A 19,906-nucleotide genomic window follows, 5' to 3' on the forward strand; every position below is an offset into this window, starting at 1 on the left:
CGTTGCGACGCCGCCCTGTCGAAACATTCCATCAGCCCATATCCTTCATGGCGGGGCAGAACTCATAAGAATACTGTTTCCCCCGTCGGAATGCAGTTTGACCATATCCGGGTTGAATCGGAGCTGACTACCGGGCCGCTACCTGGCCACGGCGGAATGCAATGGGATCTGGCGAATGTTGGGGTCCACGATTCAGGGAATGGTTGCCGGCAATGGGCACGTCCCCTTACGCCTGTGGAGGCGGGTGCGATACTCGTTGTTTCACGTGAAACGTGGTGCGAATTAGCCCCTTAGGTTGCTAGAACTCCGGCCCTAAGGCGTGTTTCACGTGAAACATGCTTCATTTGAACGGGTCCGGACTCCTGTCGTGGAACCCGTACTGGTGGGACCAGATTGACCTTAGAGAGTCGGGACGGCTGATTTGTGATGAGTCCACGCCACTCAGAGAATCTTCAACATGAGCAGGGTACTAGGCCCTTCTGCCGACGTCTGGTCGACGCCTCCTGGGCCTCGACCATCACTAGAGGTACACTGCCTGAGCATAGGAGCCCTTCCCTCCTAGGGAAGACGCCGGCAGTACATTGGGGGAGATTCCCCGGTCAGACACGCACACGAAGCCTTCTAGGAGCGTCTTGCCGTCCATTCTGCATGTGGGACGGTGCTCTGCCAGAGCATCCTCCTGCTGACTGCTCCGCCCGTGCCCTATGCACCTCAAGAAGACCCAGCATCAGGAGTGGCTGAACCTTGGAATCAACTGGAAGCACCACCAGGACATGCTGGTGTACCCGCCATCAGGTATCTGGCCGCGGTGCGGACCTGCGACTACTATCGAAGGGTTTTGCGGCTCCGAACCTCGTAAGAGATGGATGAGTAGGCGTCCAAGCAGCTCAGTCGTTCAACGCGATATGTAGATACAACAGGCCTTGGGGGTTCGACTGGTGCAATCGAGTCTGACAAGCGTTGCTATTGCGCACGCCGCATGCGACAAGGCGCCCGCCCACTCAACAGATCAGATCCTTTCGGGAGTAGCACCTGCCGCTGATCCGCTCAGCAGCTTCATACTCTGGGGCGAACCCAATCAATGTGAAGCCAACTAACTCTTCGAAAACCGAACTCATTGAAGCGATGCCCGTCGAACCAGGACATGTTTCACGTGAAACACGTCAGTCCAGCCACGCAGAGACATATTGCCCCTTCATTAGACGACAACCTGCACGTCGCATATCAGTGGAATAGGGATGCGGAGATATGTTCGTGGTCAGCTCCGCACTCAGCTCGTCTCAGCATTGGAGAAGTGCGTCGCCTCGTCGATGAACCCACGCTCCGGGTGCCAGTTTGGTATTGGCATCTCTCAAACCTACGATCCAACAGAAACTCTGCGAGGTGTCCGGCGCATCTTCGCAGTGCACCTGCGCTGAGTCGCTGGCTAGGGCTTGTTTGTCAGTGCCAACAGCAAGGCCCCTCTGAGACTAAGTGATCTAATGCAGAGCGCGCGGTGGTCGGGCCAGGCTGCGGCTCATCATGACCAACCCCAATCATGACCAATCCCTTAGAGCAATCACCTACACGAATCAAAGAGAGTGCCTGAACAACAAGTCAGTCTAGATCGCTTACTGTCTAGAGCACCCTCTGGCTTTTCTGGAGTTCCGACTTAAACTGATTAATCAAACTGGGCATCGTCTTCGAGATATGTCGACCTCCGGATAGCTACTCGCTGACGGCACGCAAAACCCATCGACACCGACGAAGTGTTTCACGTGAAACCGTGCAAATGCAGGGGTCGGTTGCGGGAACCCATCCTTGAAGGATGAGAACAGGGTCCATGCTGCGCGAACGAAGGATCCGGCCAAGCTGTTCGATCAAGCAACTGCGTGGACCACAAGAATCCTTTCTAGTCCCTAATGCGACGCTGATGCCATGGTCGCCAGCAGGAACTGACCCCTACAGGCTCCACTGGCCCTGGAGACGGCTCTTTGCCCTTGGTCCTGCAAACGAGTCGTGTAGCGGCGTCCGTTGGATCTGTTGCCATCCTCCGTCATGACCCACCTATATTATGACGGGGGAGTCCAGAGAAGCCAGACGTCTCGTTCCTAGACACAGTCCGGAGTCCCGCATGAATTTATGGTGAGGGTCCACTGGCGACTAGGCGCACGGAGTCCGAAGCCTAAGGCCTGGTGCCTGGCGCCTGGCGCCTGGAGGGCATTCGATCTCCTAGGCCGCGGGAACGAGTCCCACATAGGCCGCACCCAAGACATCGGATGAATGTCAAGGCAGACAGTCTTTGGTGCTCAGGAGGACGGCCAGCTGCTCGCCCAATTCTCCTCGGAGGGCAGGTGCGCCATACCGAATCGCGGGGTACACAATCCGTGGATCGTCGATGCGCTGCGCCCAAGCTCCGGCGCAGCGTTGGTGCCTGACGAGATAAAGTCCCGAGATTCCACTCGACCCACGCGCTAATGCCTGGGAGTCACTTCGGCAGCGACAGTTGTCCACCGAGGGCGGTGGGTCGGAGTTCAAGTTGTACACAGCCTTATCCACAGGCTTATCCACCGCACATGAGATTATTCACAGGGCACCATTTCATCCCCTCTTTCTCGGCAGGAGCCGGCGAAGGAGCACCAAAAACTTGTGCTTTTGTCGACCACCCTCCAGCGAGCATTTATGAAGAGCAAACATGAGTGTAATCAATGGAATGAGGCGTTAAACACAGGTAAATCCGCCTAGGGCCGCCGTGGCGCGGACTCACTCTGGATGGGACCCCTTGATTGCGAAATGGACGAAGGAAGGATAAATAACTTCATTGCCGCTTCGTCGACTCAGGGTAGCCAAAGATAGTGATCAACGACTCAAGTTATCCCCAGAGTTATCCACAATGATATCCACCGCGATATGCACAAGTGCATATGCGCTCCCGGTCGTAGCTTGCCCGTACAGTTAGCGCTTTGTTTCACGTGAAACACGAGACCTTGAGGCACATTGGCAGAGCAGACGACACAATGCGGCAGGGCCTCAGGAGTAGGCCACAACGCTCTAGCTGGCGCCTTCGCTGTAGGCGGTCGGGACAGAAGAAATCGAACTACTCACCGGCACGGACGACATCTGACCATTCCCGGTCCACCGCGTTTCGTCATCTTATTGAGGGGGCCAGTTGTTTGATCGCCTACGGGTGCAGTACGGCTGACCCAACCACTGTCTAACGCCCCCGGAAGCCACTCTGACGAACGCTGCTTGACGAAGCCGTACTCCAAAATTTTTGAGTCGTGCTCTGTATAGGCTGTCCACAGGCACTAGTCGGGGGAGTCCCACCGCATTGATCTACAACTAGATTGCACGGTCCCTGTACAGTGATTCCCCCATACACGGAACCGTTGTTGGTAACCGCTATGACGATAGCGCCAGATTGGGCGCGCGTGACGCGCTACGCGGTAGCAAGAAACTGTGGCCCGTTACCCCAGGGTCACCACTCAAGGGCTCGAAGACATTGCTTGAACATAGCAACGCAAGGCCAGAGTCAGCGACCCAAATCGTCAACCTGAAAATCTGAGGTCCATAGCGTGATGAAGTCCGGGGGCCGTGCATCGAACTACCGCCGCTGTTAAAGACTGATCGGCACCGGACTGGTGTAAGGCCATGGAAGCACTGAAAGCTGCTCGCATCAGCACTATGCGCGTTTGACACGTCGGAGCCGGGCTCAGTACTACGCCTGATGCCCAGCCAGCACCCGGCTACGCTCCGTCGGCAGGACATAGCTCCATTCACTACTAGGGCATGAAGTCAGCTCCAGTACGATCGTCAGAAGCTGCGGTGGGCTTGAGGTGCAGGACGAGTACGGACGATCCCTACGAGGGGAGCGAAGCTTAGCTGCTGACCTGCAAGCCAATGGACCCTTGATTGTCGGCCTTCGATAGGAATTGCTCGAGCTCCCCAGTTGCCTTTGCCGAGTTAGGTGAATCTACTATTTCGGATAAGCCATTAGTGGGGCACTTACTAGTTCACTTCATCACTACCGAGTAATCCTGCACAGATTCCAGGGAATCGATCAGGGGAAGGACCGCGCTCCAGCTGAGTAGGGCTTCAGCGAAGTCAATTCGCCACTAAAATCTTGGCTTTGGGGTACGCATCACATCACCATCCACACGCGCCTGCTAGTGGGTAGCAGTCCGTCCATTACAGCTGTTCTGATCGTATAAAGGTTTCAAAACCTGTACCGAGAAGTCGCCCGTTTCACGTGAAACCACCATGTCGCCCGTTTCACGTGAACCACCATGGCGACCCCAGGTGCCAGCAGGCTATTCGCCTCATCTGCCCTTGCCAACGAGGTAGACCCATCCCCTCTACGAACAGAATGCCGGAGAATGCGATCTTCTCTAGAGCCCGAATCGCAAAGTCAATGCTTCGCCGACGCCGGGTGCGTCTGGCAGAAAACAAGCCGCATTCCGCCGAATTCCTGAGGCAGGGTCACGTGAAACACTGCCCCAGGAATCAAGCAGTTGGCGGGGGGTCGGTTTCGTCCAGCGCTCAAAATGGTGCCCAAGGCACTTCCATGACCTAAATGTCCGCGAGGTCCAGAGAACAGGAAATCCGCCGTTGGAGTTGGCTTCCAGGTTGCCGCAGTAGTCGTCCATTGGGTATGGAATGCCTTACAGCACTGAATTGCTGAACAGGCGCCCCTAACGACGCTGGGCGCATCGAACGGTCGGGGACAGTGCGAACGGCGGCTCGTAGGCCATCATGGATGTCGAGTGCACCACGCGCCCTAGGTCCGCACCACTCGGCTGGTCGCTGCTCAAAGCACGGTTGCCCGTCCAAAATACCCATTCTGCACAGGCTAACTTGCATGCTCTCTCTCAGCTCAAGCAGGTGCACATCTCTATGATCTATGCATGATGTTTCACGTGAAACATGGCTATAGCGCGTTCGGTGCACCGAAGAAGGAACGAAATCCTGGACCGAACAACGCCAAACAACTCGCGAAGAGAGGTATCGTCACCCATGCTTGTTGAGACCGCGGTATGTCGGCGATAGTTCCAAGAATCCGAACGAACGCGATCCTGTCGTCGACAGTCACTTCTCCGGCTAGAGAACTTCTCTTCGAGTAGATTCGGTGAAAATGGCCCACTACGCTCTTAAAGCAAAAGCCGGGGGGCGTGTTCCAGGAGACTCGAACCTCTATAGGGCGGTGATTCCGTCAGAACGCTCCCCGAGAATTCCTATAGACGGTAAGTGAGGAGCCTGGAATCATGGGCCGAGCTGGCGTTGCAGTAACTGACGGTTCGACTTGTGCGCAGCCCCTACGCCAGACTTGCATCGAGCCTATGCCTCCGCGCCCCACGGACTCTAAGTCGAGTTTCACGTGAAACATCGAGATTTTCGGCAGTCCAGATCGGCATGACAACCACTTTCAACAGACAAACCGCAACGCACCTCAGACAGGCCGCAAATGACAAGCTACAACTGAATGGCGAGTGTCCAGACACAAAAAATGGGACCTACTCGAAGAGTAAGCCCCATTCAGTTGTTCAATGAAAATCAATCTTCGGCGCCAGGACCCAGTACATCCATAATACGGTTGAGATCCTCAACGCTGGCGAACTCAATGCTCACTCGGCCTTTCCGTGCCCCCAACGTGATCTTCACATTGGTGTCCAGGCGGTCCGAGAGTGACGACGCCAAATAGTCCAAACGCTCGTGGCGCGCATTGGGCTTCGGGATGCTGCTCTTGGCCGGAGCGGTGGGATCTTGGTAAAGAGCCACGGCCTCTTCTGTGGCCCTCACGGACATACCCTCGGCAACAATCTTCTGCGCCAAGCGTTCCATTGCAGCCGCATCCGGCAGTGCCAAGAGAGCCCGCGCATGGCCGGCAGAGAGAACGCTGGCTGCTACGCGCCGCTGGACCAGGGGCGGAAGCTTCAGCAGACGGAGTGTGTTGGATACCTGCGGCCGAGAACGACCGATACGGTCTGCAAGCTGTTCGTGAGTGGTCCCAAAGTCTTCCAAGAGCTGCTGGTAGGCCGCAGCCTCTTCCAGGGGGTTCAGCTGGCTGCGATGGAGGTTTTCCAGCAAAGCATCGCGAAGGAGGTCGTCGTCAGTGGTGTCGCGGACGATAGCAGGGATGGTTTCGAGTCCGGCAGCCTGTACGGCACGCCAGCGACGTTCGCCCATGACCAATTCATACGGCTCTCCACCCTTTTCGGTTGAAGTTCGTACAACAATTGGCTGGAGGACGCCTATTTCACGGACAGAGTGCACCAGCTCGGCCATGTCGTCTTCATCGAAGACCGAACGAGGCTGTTTACGGTTCGGATGGATGTCACCGACCGGAATCTCCGCAAAGCGGGCACCGGGAACTTCGACCAGTTCCACGTCCGGCGTCGAGCGATTGGAGGACTTGGTTGCGGCCCCCGCGGACGCCGATTCATCCGCTGCGTGATCAGAGGGCACCGAGGCTCGCTTGGCGGCAGGCTTCGATGTAGATGTCTTGGAGGTGGAGGACTTGGTTGGCGCCTTGGCAGCTGCGGCCTTGGGCGCTGCAGTTTTACCAGCGGCCGGCGTCGCTGCCGACTCCTTTGACGCCGCCTCAACAGCTGAGTCCTGAACCGGAGCTTCCACTGCCGGTTCTCCGGTCTTCCGGGCTTCAGGGAAGAACAGATCCACAGGACGTGATGGCGCTGCGCCGTTTCCCTGGGCCGCGGCCGAGCTAGGAATGAGAGCCCCAAGACCCCTACCGAGGCCCCTTCGCTTTTCGCTCATTGATTCATCCCTCCGATGAAATGGCCGAGCACGGAACTGCTCAGGCTGTTGCAGTGTTTCAAGAATTCTAGCGTTCAGCGATTTCGGCGGCGGCTTCCATGTAGGAGAGCGCGCCGCTCGACGAAGGATCGTAGGTCATGACCGTCTGCTGGTAGCTCGGTGCTTCAGAGATGCGCACAGAACGCGGAACCACTGCTCCCAGAACTTGCTCGGGGAAGTGCTGGCGCACTTCGGACGCAACCTGCGCGGCCAGGTTTGTCCGGCCGTCGTACATGGTCAGGAGAATCGTGGAGACCTCCAGGTCAGCATTGAGGTGCTTCTGGATCATTTCGATGTTCTTGAGGAGCTGGCTCAACCCTTCCAGCGCGTAGTACTCGCACTGGATGGGGATAAGGACTTCACTTGCGGCGCAGAACGCGTTGACTGTCAGCAACCCCAGGCTGGGCGGGCAGTCGATAAAGATGAAGTCCAGGCGGCTCTCGCCGCTCTTCTCCCGTTCCTTGGCGTAGACGTCAATGGCACGTCGGAGCCTCTGTTCCCGGGCAACCAAGGAAACCAGCTCGATTTCAGCGCCGGCCAGATGGATGGTGGCGGGTGCGCAGATCAGGTTGGGAATGTCAGGGCAAGGGGCCACAACGTCCTTCAGGGGAAGGTCGTTGATCAGGACGTCGTAGATACTGTCAACGTCGGCATGGTGCTCAATACCCAAAGCCGTTGACGCGTTGCCTTGGGGATCAATATCGATCACCAGCACGTTAAGGCCGGCAGAGGCCAAAGCAGCAGCAATATTCACGGTGGTGGTCGTCTTGCCGACCCCACCTTTTTGATTGGAGACCGTGAAGATACGGGTTTTGTCCGGCTTGGGCAGTTCCCTGCCGATCAGCCGTTCACGCCGTCGGGTCTCGTTAGCCAACTGACGTGCGATGGGACTCGAGTCATCAATGGAATCCATCACGTTATGTACTCCATCAGATACGGTTTCACGTGAAACGGCAGCGTTATCAACCGAATTACTGCGCACTATTGCGGATTGGAGGGACGCGGAGGGTGTAGCCATTGCCCGAGCGGACCCCAACGACATAAACGGGGGGATTCGCTGCGTGGAGGTTTCACTACTGCCCACTGGTCACACTCTCACTCTCATTCGGCGCTTGCTGCCGTTCTCTAGCCTAACTGCTCAGCCGCCGACACGCGGGAAACCGAGCGGGTCTCAGGCCGTCTTTCCGGGCTTGTTGACGATAATCCTCACCACAGTAGTGGGTTCCTCCAAAAGCTCCTGTCCACAAACCACAACCGACGTTTCCACGCCGCCCAGTTTGCGAATGACCTTCTTGGCTTTCTCAATTTCCTCGGCGGCACTGCGACCCTTGATGGCCACAACTTCGCCTCGGCCGTTCAAGAGGGGAATCGTCAGGCCCGCTAGGTTGCTGAGCGCAGAAACAGCCCGCGCCGTCACAACATCGGCATCCACCATTCCAACGGCCAGCTCAGCACGCGTCCTCATGATGGTGACGTTATCCAGGCCCAGGTCATCTACGACTTCCTGGAGCCAGATGACACGACGCTCAAGCGGCTCAATCAACGTCAGTTCAAGGTCCGGACGAGCAATTGCCAAGCAAAGGCCCGGCAGGCCTGCACCGGATCCGACGTCGGCGACGTGGCTGTCCATAGCAATGGCAGATTCAATAACTGCACAGTTCAGTACGTGGCGACTCCACAAACGCGGAATCTCACGTGGGCCAATCAGCCCACGCTCAGTTCCGGATGTGGCGAGGTGTTCCACGTAGCGCTTGGCGAGATCCAAGCGCTCTCCAAAGATCTTCTCTGCCGCTTCAAGTTCAGCTGCGGTAATTTCAACCATGAGCTGCTAGTCAGCCGAAACGACGATGTGGCGGCCTGCGCCTTCGCCTTCGGACTCGGAAACGAATCCGAGGTCAGCAACGGCGTCGTGGACAATCTTTCGCTCGTAGGCGCTCATCGGCTCAAGGGCCACCGTACCGCCGTCGGCCTTAACCTTGGCCACGGCGTCTTCAGCGATTTGCTGAAGCACGCCGGCGCGTTCCTTGCGGTAGCCGTTGATGTCCAGCACAAGGCGCGAACGGCTTTCAGTAGCGGAAAGGACTGACAGGCGGGCCAGCTCCTGCAGAGCTTCCAGAACCTCGCCGTCACGTCCTACGAGGCTGTCCAACGCTGCCGACTCTTCGTCAGCGCCAATGGAGATGTACGTGCGTCCATTGCGGACCTCGATGTCGATATCACCGTCGATATCGGCAATATCGAGGAGTTCTTCGAGGTAGTCGGCGGCGATGTCGCCTTCCTCTTCCAAACGGCTGGCCGTCTTGGACTGCGTCTCTTCCTGGGTCTCGTCCTGCTCTTCAGTCACAGTGGCGATAACTTCTTCAGTGCTCTCGGCAGACATTACTTCTTCTTCCTGTTCTTACGTTGTGGCTGGACGCGCTGTGCCCGGATTTCGGCTGCTGCCGCGGCAGCAGCTTCGGCTTCAGCGGCGGCGTCCGCAGCAGCGGTCTTCTTACCACCCAGCAGCGGCGGCAGGCCCTTGGCGGCACGGCGCTCCTCCAATGCCTTGGCGGCAGGGGAACCCGGGGTGGGCATACGGCGGATGACGAAGAACTGCTGGCCCATGGTCCACAGGTTGGTGGTGGTCCAGTAGATGAGGACACCGATGGGGAAGTTGATGCCACCGATACCGAACACGAGCGGCAGGATGTAAAGCATCATTTTCTGCTGACGCATGAACGGGCTGGCCATGGCCTCTTCGGACATGTTCTTGGCCATGATCTGCTTCTGCGTGATGAACTGCGAGGCCGTCATGGCAATGATCATGATGATACTCAGAACCCAAACGGCCACAGCGCTGTTACCGCCGCTGGGGTCACCGTGGAGCAGCGACGCCGACAATGGTGCACCAAAGATGCTGGATGAGTCGAACTGGACTACCTGTTCATGGCTCATCGCGCCAACGCCCTGGCCCTGCTTGGCGTTCGTCGAGATACCCGACAACACCTGGAACAGCGCGAAGAAGAACGGCATCTGGATCAGCATCGGCAAACAGGCCGAGAATGGGTTGGTGCCGTGCTTTTTGTACAGCGCCATCTGTTCCTGCGCCATTGCCTGGCGGGACAGCTGATCGGTCTTGCCCTTGTACTTGGTCTGCAGTTTCTTCAGATCCGGCTGCAGCAGCTGCATGCCGCGCTGCGCTTTGATCTGCTTGACGAAGACAGGGATCAGGGCGGCACGGATCACCAACACGAGGCCGATGATGGACAGAGTCCACGTCCAGCCGTTAGCGGCGGGCAGGCCAATGAAGCTCAGTCCCTCGTGGAAGCCAACCATGATGATTGACACCAGCCACTTGAACGGAAACATGATTGTTTCAAAGAAGTCCATACGATATCCCTATTCGTTAGGCCGCCGAGCGGCCTTCTTCATCAGCCTGAGCAGCCAGGAACTGGTCCGGATTGTTCAGTACAACAATTGTGGGCGTCCGGCCTTCAGGCCAATGACGATGGCCGGTGGGGACATGGTCCACTCCACCGGCGTTCCAAGGGTGACATTTGGCGAGCCTTTTGGCTGCGAGCCAGCTGCCCTTCACGGCGCCATGCACCGTTACTGCTTCCAGCGCGTAGGCGGAGCAGGAGGGAAAGAAACGGCAAACCTGGCCGTACAGGGGCGAGATGACCTTGCGGTACGTCTTCAGCAAAAGGATGAGGATGTTGCGGGGCAGTTCCCAGAGGAACGTGCCAACCGCCGCCGGCAGATTCCTTGAGGGAACCTTGCCGGAGGGGTCGCTTGAGGAAGGAACGACGGCGGTGCTTATGTCATGCACGCGGTGTCCCTTCCGTTGTGGTGCCGTTGTGTTCAGTCGAAGCGTTGCGTGGAGCTGAACCACTCAATCGCTTCGTCGTCACTGCCAGTGCGGCGTTGTAGTCCGAGAGCAGTTGCTCCCAGCTGGCAGATGCAGCTGCGGGCAACGCCCGGACCACGACCGCCAGACCCGTTCCATGCGTGTGCAAGGACAGTGCGCCTATTTCTCTCAGTCTCCTCTTAACGAGGTTCCTGGTCACGGCGTTCCCGACGGCTTTGGAGACAATGAAGCCGATTCGACTCGGCTCCCCGGCCCCGATAGAGGCCGTATATAACACTAAGTTCCGGCGTCCATTGCGGACGCCGGAACGTACAGTTGTTGAAAAGTCGGTAGACGTCCGCAGACGGTTAGGGGTGGCTAGCACCGTCGAACCCGCAAAAAGACCCTGACCGACAAGTCAGTTATTTACGCCGACAGTTCGACGCGGCCCTTGCCGCGACGGGCAGCCAGGATGGCGCGGCCGGCACGGGTGCGCATACGAAGGCGGAAGCCGTGCTTCTTGGCCCGACGGCGGTTATTCGGCTGAAAAGTCCGCTTGCTCACGTTAGTTACTCCAGTGGATCAAAGGTGCGCCCACCCGATCAAAAAAGGGGAAGAACTGGCCGACGCTAAGTTTTGTATGTGCCTGCCGCCGTTGCCTTCCGCACGATGAACGTACGGAGTTACAACTGATCTCAAAAGCGGACACAAAGGACTTCACAACGTTAGGGCAAAAAGGCACCCACAGTCAAACCGGGAGCCTGCCGCGGAGCTATCCACAGCTGTTCCCAACCACCGTCCCCAGCCTGTGGATGAAGTGGCTCACAGACCGCATTCCAGAACAACACCGGTGTAATTATCCACAGGCAACTTCCCAGCTATCTTCTAGCGTTTCCATCCCCTAGAGTGGCTCAGTAGCCCAATGTCCACCCGCTGTGTATAACTCTGTGGATTATCGCCCAGAACAGCGCGGCCGGAGAGACTTCGGCTGCCAGCAACGCCGGCAAGCAAGTATTTAGGAACTGATTGATGACAGTAGACGAAGCCAACCACGCCAACACTGTCGGAAGTTCCTGGCGCAGGGTGCTGAGCCTCATGGAACAGGACGACCGGGTTTCACCCCGTCAGCGCGGTTTCGTCATCCTCGCCCAGGCACAAGGCCTCATTGGCTCCACACTCCTGGTGGCCGTTCCCAACGAACTCACCCGCGAAGTCCTGCAGACCCAGGTCAAGGATGCCCTGGATGATGCCCTTCGCAGCGTCTTCTCGGACGACATCCGCTGCGCCATCGACGTCGACACCGATCTGGTGCCGGTCCATGCAGAGCCGGAACCCGTCGTCGAGCTTTCTGCGGTATCCGACTTCGCGGAGCCGAAGCCACAGCCCACTCCGCCCAGTACTTCCCATGAGTTCGGCCGCCTGAATCCGAAGTACATCTTCGATACCTTCGTGATCGGGTCCTCGAACCGCTTTGCGCACGCGGCCGCCGTCGCCGTTGCCGAAGCGCCGGCCAAGGCGTACAACCCACTGTTCATCTACGGCGACTCGGGCTTGGGCAAGACCCACCTGCTGCACGCCATCGGTCATTATGCCCGGCGGCTCTACAGCGGCATCCGGGTCCGCTACGTGAACTCCGAGGAATTCACCAACGACTTCATCAACTCCATCCGCGACGACGAAGGCACCAGCTTCAAGACCACGTACCGGAACGTGGATGTGCTGCTGATCGATGACATCCAGTTCCTGGCGGGCAAGGACCGGACGCAGGAGGAGTTCTTCCACACGTTCAACGCCCTGCACAATGCCAATAAGCAGGTTGTCATCACCTCCGACCAGCCGCCCAAGATGCTCGCCGGTTTCGAGGACCGCATGACGTCCCGCTTCGAGTGGGGCCTGCTGACCGACATCCAGCCGCCGGAGCTCGAAACCCGCATTGCCATCCTCCGCAAGAAGGGTCTCAGCGAAGGCTTGTCGGCACCGGACGATGCACTGGAGTACATCGCATCCAAGATCTCGAGCAACATTCGCGAACTTGAGGGTGCCCTGATCCGCGTCACGGCGTTCGCCAGCCTCAACCGCCAGCCGGTGGATGTTGCCTTGGCGGAGATGGTGCTCAAGGACCTCATCACTGATGACGGCGCCCAGGAGATCACGGCGAAGCAGATCCTGGACCAGACGGCGGACTACTTCAAGCTCAGCATGGAAGAGCTCTGCAGCAAGTCGCGCACCCGCACGTTGGTAACCGCCCGCCAGATCGCCATGTACCTGTGCCGTGAACTGACGGATATGTCCCTGCCGAAGATCGGACAAGAGCTCGGCGGCCGCGACCACACCACCGTCATCCACGCTGATCGCAAGATCCGCGAACTGATGGCGGAGCGTCGTGTGATTTACAACCAGGTCACTGAGCTCACCAACCGCATCAAACAGCAGCAGCGCGACTCCTGAAATCCACACAGCGTCCGCCACTACATACCTTATTAACAGGCACATGTGGATAAGCCTGTGGATAGTTAAGGGGACAAGCTCGGTTAGTGGGCTTAAAACCCTTAAGCCATCTGTGGATCGTTAAAAACCGGCCTGGGAGTTGTCCCCATCCACACCCTGTTTAAAACCCAGTTAACGCACAATGAGTGAACAGGGCTTAACCGCTGAACGACGCGGCAGGATCGGGTTATCCACAGTTTCCACAGCAGTTATTAACACTACGAATCCCAAAAAATTGAAATCCCTCAAATAACAATCTCGTTCTGCCACCGTCCCGCCCTGCCAGGGGCAGACCACAGATAGACCCAAAAGCCAGCCGGCGGCTGTCCACATACGGAGGGCCCGGCCCGACGGGGATGGGTTAATCGCGGATCTTCCGGCTAAGCTGTCAGCAGCGCTCCCATCCTTGGGTCTGTTTGTAGTTCGCTGAGTGCGGACCATGCAGGTTCCGGTGCCGGATTGCGAAGATTTAGCGGCTTCCAAGCAGGAATCCGCGGCTACTACTTGGCAGCAGCAATGAAAGGCGGCACCCCTCCGTGAAGTTCAGAGTCGACCGCGACGTCCTGGCAGAAGCCGTTACGTGGACCGCGCGGTCGTTGTCTCCGCGGCCGCCAGTACCCGTGCTTTCCGGCCTCCTCCTCAAAGCTGAGGCAGGAACCGTCAGTCTCTCGAGCTTCGACTACGAGACCTCCGCACGCCTGGAAATTCCCGCAGATATTGCAGTTGAGGGCACCATTTTGGTCTCGGGACGCTTGCTGGCAGACATCTGCCGCAGCCTTCCGTCGGCTCCCGTGGAAGTAGAAACCGATGGCAGTAAAGTGACGCTCACTTGCCGTCGAAGCAGCTTCCACCTCGCAACCATGCCCGAGGCTGAGTACCCGGCACTCCCGGCCTTGCCCACCATCAGCGGCACGTTGCCCGGCGATTCTTTCGCCCAGGCTGTTTCACAGGTGATCATTGCGGCCAGCAAGGACGATACCCTCCCGATCCTCACCGGTGTGCGCATGGAGATCGAGGATGATCTCATCACCCTCCTTGCCACCGACCGCTACCGCCTCGCCATGCGCGAAGTCCCTTGGAAGCCGGTTACTCCCGGGATTTCCACCAGCGCCCTGGTCAAGTCCAAGACCTTGAACGAGGTTGCCAAGACCCTCGGCGGCAGTGGCGACATCAACCTCGCCCTTGCAGACGACGACAGCCGGCTCATCGGCTTCGAGAGCGGCGGACGCACTACCACCTCACTCCTGGTGGATGGTGACTACCCCAAGATCCGTTCGCTTTTCCCGGACTCCACACCCATCCACGCCACGGTCCAGACCCAGGAGCTTGTTGAGGCAGTTCGCCGTGTTTCCCTCGTGGCCGAGCGAAACACTCCGGTCCGTCTCGCCTTCACCCAAGGACTGCTGAATCTCGACGCCGGTACAGGCGAGGACGCGCAGGCTTCCGAAGAGCTCGAAGCCCAGCTTTCCGGCGAAGACATCACTGTGGCCTTCAACCCGCACTACCTCGTTGAGGGTCTGAGCGTCATCGAGACCAAGTACGTCCGTTTCTCCTTCACCACCGCCCCCAAGCCAGCCATGATCACGGCGCAGGCTGAGGCGGATGGTGATGACCAGGACGACTACCGCTACCTCGTGATGCCGGTCCGCCTTCCCAACTAACCGGAACGTACCCGCCACCTTCGCAGAAAAGAGTTCACACTGTGCACATCGGTCTGATCGGCCTCGGAAAAATGGGTTTCAACATGCGCCAGCGCATGCGGAACGGCGGCATCGAGGTCACTGGTTTCGACCGCAATCCGGACGTCACTGATGTTGCTTCCGTTGATGAACTCATCGCGGCACTTCCCAGCCCGCGGCTGGTGTGGGTCATGGTCCCGTCAGGCGCGATCACTGATGCAGTGGTAACCGAACTTGGTGAGAAACTCAGCCCGGGTGACCTGGTGATCGACGGCGGCAACTCACGTTTCACCGAAGACCAGAAGCACGCTGCGGCACTTGCCGAAAAGGGCATCCGTTTTGCCGATTGCGGTGTTTCCGGAGGTGTCTGGGGCCTTGAGAATGGTTACGGCCTGATGGCAGGCGGCGCCGATGAAGATATCGAGCTCGCCTTGCCGGTGTTCGACGCCCTCCGCCCTGAAGGGGAACGCGCCGACAGCTTTGTCCACGTTGGCGGCGTTGGCGCCGGCCACTACGCGAAAATGGTCCACAACGGCATCGAATATGGTCTGATGCAGGCCTACGCCGAAGGCTACGAACTGCTGGCAGCCAAGGACATCGTGAAGGACCTTCCGGGGACTTTCCGGGCTTGGCAAAAAGGAACTGTGGTCCGCTCCTGGCTTCTGGACCTCATGGTCAAGGCACTGGACGAAGACCCCGGTCTGGCCTCGATTGACGATTACGTCGAGGATTCCGGCGAGGGCCGCTGGACCGTGGAGGAAGCGATCGCCAACGCAGTACCGGCACCAGCCATTACGGCTGCGCTTTTCGCCAGGTTTGCTTCCCGCGAGGACAATTCTCCGGCCATGAAGATGGTTTCTGCCCTGCGTCACCAGTTCGGCGGACACGCCACCCGTCCGGCCAACTAGGCCGCAGGAGTCCTGCAAACGGCGTGTACCTCGAACATCTTTCACTCACGGATTTCCGCAGCTACGCACAGGTTGACCTGAAACTCGGCCCGGGCGTGACTGTCCTGGTTGGTTCCAATGGAATCGGCAAGACCAATCTCATGGAAGCCATTGGATATTTGGCGACGTTGAGCTCCCACCGTGTCAGCACGGATGCGCCTTTGCTCCGTTTCGGTGCAGAACGCGCCATGATCCGCGCCAAGCTGGTCCGCGGGGATCAAGCCACGGTGATCGAACTGGAGATCAACGCCGGGCGGGCCAACCGGGGACGGATCAACCGCAGCAACCCGGTGCGGGCCAGGGACATCCTGGGGATCTGCCACACGGTGTTGTTCGCGCCGGAGGACTTGGCACTGGTCAAGGGCGATCCCTCAAGTCGCCGCCGTTTCCTGGACGAGCTGCTGGTCAGCCTCGTGCCACGCCATGCTGCCACGCGGAGCGACTATGACCGCGTCCTGAAGCAGCGCAACGCCCTCCTGAAATCCGCCCGTGCGGGAAAATTCACGGCCGGTCATGAGGCAACCCTGGATGTTTGGGATCAGCACATGGCCCGGGCCGGCGCGGAACTGCTCCACGCCCGGCTGGAACTGGTGGAACGTTTGCGGCCCCACCTGAACAGCGCCTACGCGCAGCTTACCGACGGATCCAAGGAGGCTGGGGCGGTCTACCGCTCAACCATCCAGGGCGTCCTGGATGACGACGGCGGTCCAGCCGACCACGCTACGGAACCTTCGGCGTCGGTTGATGACCTCCGGCTGCTGTCCGTGGATGAACTCACCGATCGCTACATCCAGGCGTTCGCAGCATCGCGGAAAAAGGAGCTGGAACGCGGCATCTCCTTGGTGGGTCCGCACCGCGATGAACTGGAACTGGTGTTGGGCCAAGCTCCCGCCAAGGGCTACGCGTCCCATGGTGAAACCTGGTCCATGTGCTTGTCTTTGCGCCTTGCTTCTTACTACGTGATGTTGGATGACGCCCGTACGGGTGGAACCGCTCCGATCCTCATTTTGGACGATGTTTTCGCAGAATTGGACGTCCAGCGGCGGCGTAAACTGGCTGCAATAGTGGCCGGTGCCGAGCAAGTGCTGGTGACTGCCGCCGTCGACGCCGATATCCCCGAGGAGCTGGCCGGACGGCGCGTAACCGTTGTTCCGGGAGGCATCGATGGCGAAGGATAGCCGCGACGGACTTCAACCCGGACGCGATCCCGATGAGATAGATGCTGCCCAAGCGGCGTTGAACCGTATGCGCGAGGCCGCCGCCGCCCGGGGCGAAGTACGGCAGCGCGCCCCCCGGCCAGGATCCGCCCCCCAACGCAAGGGAATCCGGGATACCCGGGGTTTCGCGAAATTCCACGGCAGCGGCCGGGATCCTTTGGGCCTCGGCAATGTGGTGGGCCGTTTGGTGGCTGAGCGCGGGTGGACGTCACCTGTGGCAGTCGGATCCGTCATGGCAGAGTGGGAAACCCTTGTTGGGACGGACATCTCCGCCCATTGCACGCCGGAGAGTTTCACGGACACGACGCTCCACGTCAGGTGCGATTCCACGGCGTGGGCGACGCAGCTTCGCCTGCTTAGCACGAGCCTCCTGGAGATGTTCCGCAACGAACTGGGTGAAGGAGTGGTGACCAGCATCCAGGTGCTGGGTCCATCGGCTCCAAGTTGGCGAAAAGGCGGGCGGAGCGTCAACGGGCGCGGCCCGCGAGATACTTACGGCTAAACGGCGTGCAGGGCGATTCAACGCCCCGGAGTCGTATAGGCCCCCATCGGGACCACCGTAGGGCCATTGCAGATAGGGCCAGCGGCCTCCTATGGCCATATTCAGCTCTCGGCTGCCCCCGTATTTGCAAGGATTCGTGGGTTTCCACGATAGAATTGGCGTAGATCACTGAGCGCCGGTGAAACGTCGTTGCGGTCCTGGATCCACTCTTGTGGCACTGGGAACCCCCTCGTCGGAGTAATCGGCGCAATCAGTCACGTGCCCGTTGACGGCTGCGGTTCGCCGCGGACACCACCGGGAACGGCCGACATCGAGTACAGAGGAGTCGAAAGCGCCTGTGGCTAACGACAATGCAGAGACCTTGGCAGTAGAGCCCGAAGAGGAGACTGTTCCCAAGCCTGACACGCCCGCAGAGGCGCCCAGGGAGTACGGTGCCAGCGACATCACGGTGCTGGAGGGCCTCGAAGCGGTGCGCAAACGCCCCGGTATGTATATCGGATCCACTGGTCCCCGCGGCTTGCACCACTTGGTCTATGAAGTGGTGGACAACTCTGTCGATGAGGCACTGGCTGGTTACTGCAGCCACATCGAGATCACTCTCCGCGCCGACGGCGGCGTCCGCGTTGTGGATGATGGCCGCGGCATTCCCGTAGACATTCACCCGACCGAAGGCAAGCCAACGGTTGAAGTGGTCATGACCATCCTTCACGCCGGCGGTAAGTTCGGAGGCGGCGGCTACGCTGTTTCCGGCGGCCTCCACGGTGTGGGTATCTCCGTGGTGAACGCCTTGTCCCGCCGCGTGGATACTGAAGTCCGCCGGCAGGGCCACGTATGGCGGATGACCTTCGCCGACGGCGGCAAGCCCCAGGGCGAACTCGTCAAGGGTGAAGCCACTGACGTTACCGGGACGTCCCAAACGTTCTACCCGGACGGGACCATTTTCGAGTCCACTGAGTTCGACTTCGAGACGCTTCGTGCGCGGTTCCAACAGATGGCCTTCCTCAATAAGGGCCTGCGGATCACGCTGACCGATGAGCGTCCGGTTAACCGCGAGGGCGATGATGACCTCGACCTCGACGCCGTCGCCACCGAAGGCGAAGTCGCCGCCGAGCACCGCACCGTGGTGTACCAGTACCCGGACGGCCTGCTGGACTACGTCAAGCACCTGAACTCGAACAAGAAGGTCGAGATTGTCCACGAGGACGTCATCGCTTTCGAAACCGAGGACACCGAGCGGCATATCGCCGTCGAGGTTGCCATGCAGTGGACCACCGCGTATTCCGAGAGCGTCCACACCTACGCAAACACCATCAACACCCATGAGGGCGGAACGCACGAAGAAGGTTTCCGCGCCGCGATGACCTCGCTTATCAACCGCTACGCGCGGGAGAAGAGCATCATCAAGGAGAAGGAAGACAACCTCACGGGTGATGACATCCGCGAAGGTCTGACTGCCGTTATCTCCGTCAAGCTTTCCGAGCCCCAGTTCGAAGGCCAAACCAAGACCAAGCTGGGCAACTCCGAGGTCAAGGGCTTTGTCCAGCGGGTTGTCACAGATCAGTTGGGTGACTGGCTTGAGCGCAACCCCGGCCCCGCCCGCGACGTGATCCGTAAAGCCATCTCGGCTGCCCAGGCACGCATGGCCGCCCGCAAGGCCCGCGATAACGCCCGCCGGAAGAGCCCGCTGGAATCGTTCGGCATGCCCGGCAAGCTCTCCGACTGCTCCTCCAAGGATCCTTCGCGTTGCGAGGTTTACCTGGTGGAGGGTGACTCCGCAGGTGGTTCGGCCAAGCGCGGCCGGAACCCGGAAACCCAGGCCATCCTGCCACTGCGCGGCAAGATCCTGAATGTTGAGCGTGCCCGCCTGGACAAGGCCCTTGGCAACGCCGAAGTCCAGTCCATGATCACCGCGTTCGGAACGGGTATTGGTGAAGACTTCGATATTTCCAAGCTGCGCTATCACAAGATTGTTTTGATGGCCGATGCTGATGTTGATGGCCAGCACATCACCACCCTGCTGATGACGCTGTTGTTCCGCTACATGCGCCCGCTGATCGAAAACGGCTACGTCTATCTGGCCCAGCCGCCGCTGTACAGGATCAAGTGGTCCAACGCAGCCCACGACTACGTCTACAGTGATCGCGAACGTGATGAAACCATCCGCAAGGGTGCTTCCATGAACAAGCGGCTCCCCAAGGACAACGGCATCCAGCGCTACAAGGGTCTCGGCGAGATGGATTACACCGAACTGTGGGACACCACCATGGACCCGGATCGCCGCACACTGCTGCAGGTCACCATGGATGATGCCCTGGCTGCCGACCAGACCTTCTCTGTCCTGATGGGCGAGGACGTTGAATCGCGCCGTAACTTCATCCAGCAGAACGCCAAGGACGTCAGGTTCCTCGATATCTAGGGCTCCGCAAGGGCATCTGAATATTCCCGAACTGACATATACC

13 protein-coding genes and 1 pseudogene are annotated in these 19,906 nt (G+C 59.1%); 6 read left to right on the plus strand and 8 right to left on the minus strand.

The genetic code is table 11. The annotated features are described in order from the left end of the window. Window positions 1-5,529: 5,529 nt before the first annotated feature. From RQH14_RS06540 to rpmH, 8 genes are all read right to left on the minus strand, one after another. Window positions 5,530-6,750 (minus strand): ParB/RepB/Spo0J family partition protein, encoded by a 1,221-nt coding sequence (locus RQH14_RS06540; protein WP_311212515.1) that lies wholly within the window; start codon window positions 6,748-6,750, stop codon window positions 5,530-5,532. A gap of 67 nt (window positions 6,751-6,817) precedes the next feature. Next, complete coding sequence (locus tag RQH14_RS06545) at window positions 6,818-7,873, minus strand: ParA family protein (protein ID WP_311212516.1); 1,056 nt, start codon at window positions 7,871-7,873, stop codon at window positions 6,818-6,820. A gap of 87 nt (window positions 7,874-7,960) precedes the next feature. Further along, window positions 7,961-8,611 carry a 16S rRNA (guanine(527)-N(7))-methyltransferase RsmG gene (rsmG, locus tag RQH14_RS06550; protein WP_311212517.1) on the minus strand — a complete coding sequence of 217 codons (651 nt, stop codon included), beginning with the start codon at window positions 8,609-8,611 and terminating at the stop codon, window positions 7,961-7,963. Window positions 8,612-8,617: 6 nt separating this feature from the next. Next, on the minus strand, window positions 8,618-9,169 hold the full coding sequence (locus RQH14_RS06555; RefSeq protein ID WP_311212518.1) for a R3H domain-containing nucleic acid-binding protein: 552 nt from the start codon (window positions 9,167-9,169) through the stop codon (window positions 8,618-8,620). Next, window positions 9,169-10,158: a membrane protein insertase YidC gene (gene yidC / locus RQH14_RS06560; RefSeq protein ID WP_261609572.1), complete on the minus strand. Its 990-nt coding sequence runs from the start codon at window positions 10,156-10,158 to the stop codon at window positions 9,169-9,171. Before yidC ends, RQH14_RS06555 begins: the two co-directional genes overlap by 1 nt. A gap of 16 nt (window positions 10,159-10,174) precedes the next feature. Next, window positions 10,175-10,660 (minus strand): membrane protein insertion efficiency factor YidD, encoded by a 486-nt coding sequence (gene yidD / locus RQH14_RS06565; RefSeq protein ID WP_396136274.1) that lies wholly within the window; start codon window positions 10,658-10,660, stop codon window positions 10,175-10,177. Further along, the gene (gene rnpA, locus RQH14_RS06570) at window positions 10,590-11,000 is read right to left on the minus strand and encodes a ribonuclease P protein component (RefSeq protein ID WP_311212519.1); all 411 of its coding nucleotides are present in this window, start codon (window positions 10,998-11,000) and stop codon (window positions 10,590-10,592) included. Before rnpA ends, yidD begins: the two co-directional genes overlap by 71 nt. Window positions 11,001-11,041: 41 nt before the next feature. Next, window positions 11,042-11,179, minus strand: coding sequence for a 50S ribosomal protein L34 (gene rpmH, locus RQH14_RS06575; protein WP_011776797.1), 138 nt, complete (start codon window positions 11,177-11,179; stop codon window positions 11,042-11,044). 465 nt (window positions 11,180-11,644) lie between these two features. Here rpmH and dnaA point away from each other — a divergent pair, with 465 nt between their 5' ends. The 6 genes and pseudogenes from dnaA (at window position 11,645) to gyrB (ending at window position 19,863) form a co-directional block, all read left to right on the plus strand. After that, on the plus strand, window positions 11,645-13,063 hold the full coding sequence (gene dnaA / locus RQH14_RS06580; protein ID WP_026541014.1) for a chromosomal replication initiator protein DnaA: 1,419 nt from the start codon (window positions 11,645-11,647) through the stop codon (window positions 13,061-13,063). 575 nt (window positions 13,064-13,638) lie between these two features. Beyond that, window positions 13,639-14,763 carry a DNA polymerase III subunit beta gene (gene dnaN / locus RQH14_RS06585; protein WP_311212520.1) on the plus strand — a complete coding sequence of 375 codons (1,125 nt, stop codon included), beginning with the start codon at window positions 13,639-13,641 and terminating at the stop codon, window positions 14,761-14,763. An 11-nt stretch (window positions 14,764-14,774) separates the two neighbouring features. Beyond that, window positions 14,775-15,689: pseudogene (gnd, locus tag RQH14_RS06590) on the plus strand (phosphogluconate dehydrogenase (NAD(+)-dependent, decarboxylating)); the annotation flags it as partial. 23 nt (window positions 15,690-15,712) lie between these two features. Continuing rightward, window positions 15,713-16,906 carry a DNA replication/repair protein RecF gene (recF, locus tag RQH14_RS06595; protein WP_311212522.1) on the plus strand — a complete coding sequence of 398 codons (1,194 nt, stop codon included), beginning with the start codon at window positions 15,713-15,715 and terminating at the stop codon, window positions 16,904-16,906. Then, window positions 16,893-17,447: a DUF721 domain-containing protein gene (locus tag RQH14_RS06600; protein WP_207595585.1), complete on the plus strand. Its 555-nt coding sequence runs from the start codon at window positions 16,893-16,895 to the stop codon at window positions 17,445-17,447. Before recF ends, RQH14_RS06600 begins: the two co-directional genes overlap by 14 nt. Window positions 17,448-17,784: 337 nt before the next feature. Beyond that, window positions 17,785-19,863 carry a DNA topoisomerase (ATP-hydrolyzing) subunit B gene (gene gyrB, locus RQH14_RS06605; protein ID WP_311212523.1) on the plus strand — a complete coding sequence of 693 codons (2,079 nt, stop codon included), beginning with the start codon at window positions 17,785-17,787 and terminating at the stop codon, window positions 19,861-19,863. Window positions 19,864-19,906 lie beyond the last annotated feature (43 nt).

It is taken from the genome of Arthrobacter sp. WCS2018Hpa-7 (assembly GCF_031843805.1).
Lineage (GTDB): Bacteria > Actinomycetota > Actinomycetes > Actinomycetales > Micrococcaceae > Arthrobacter.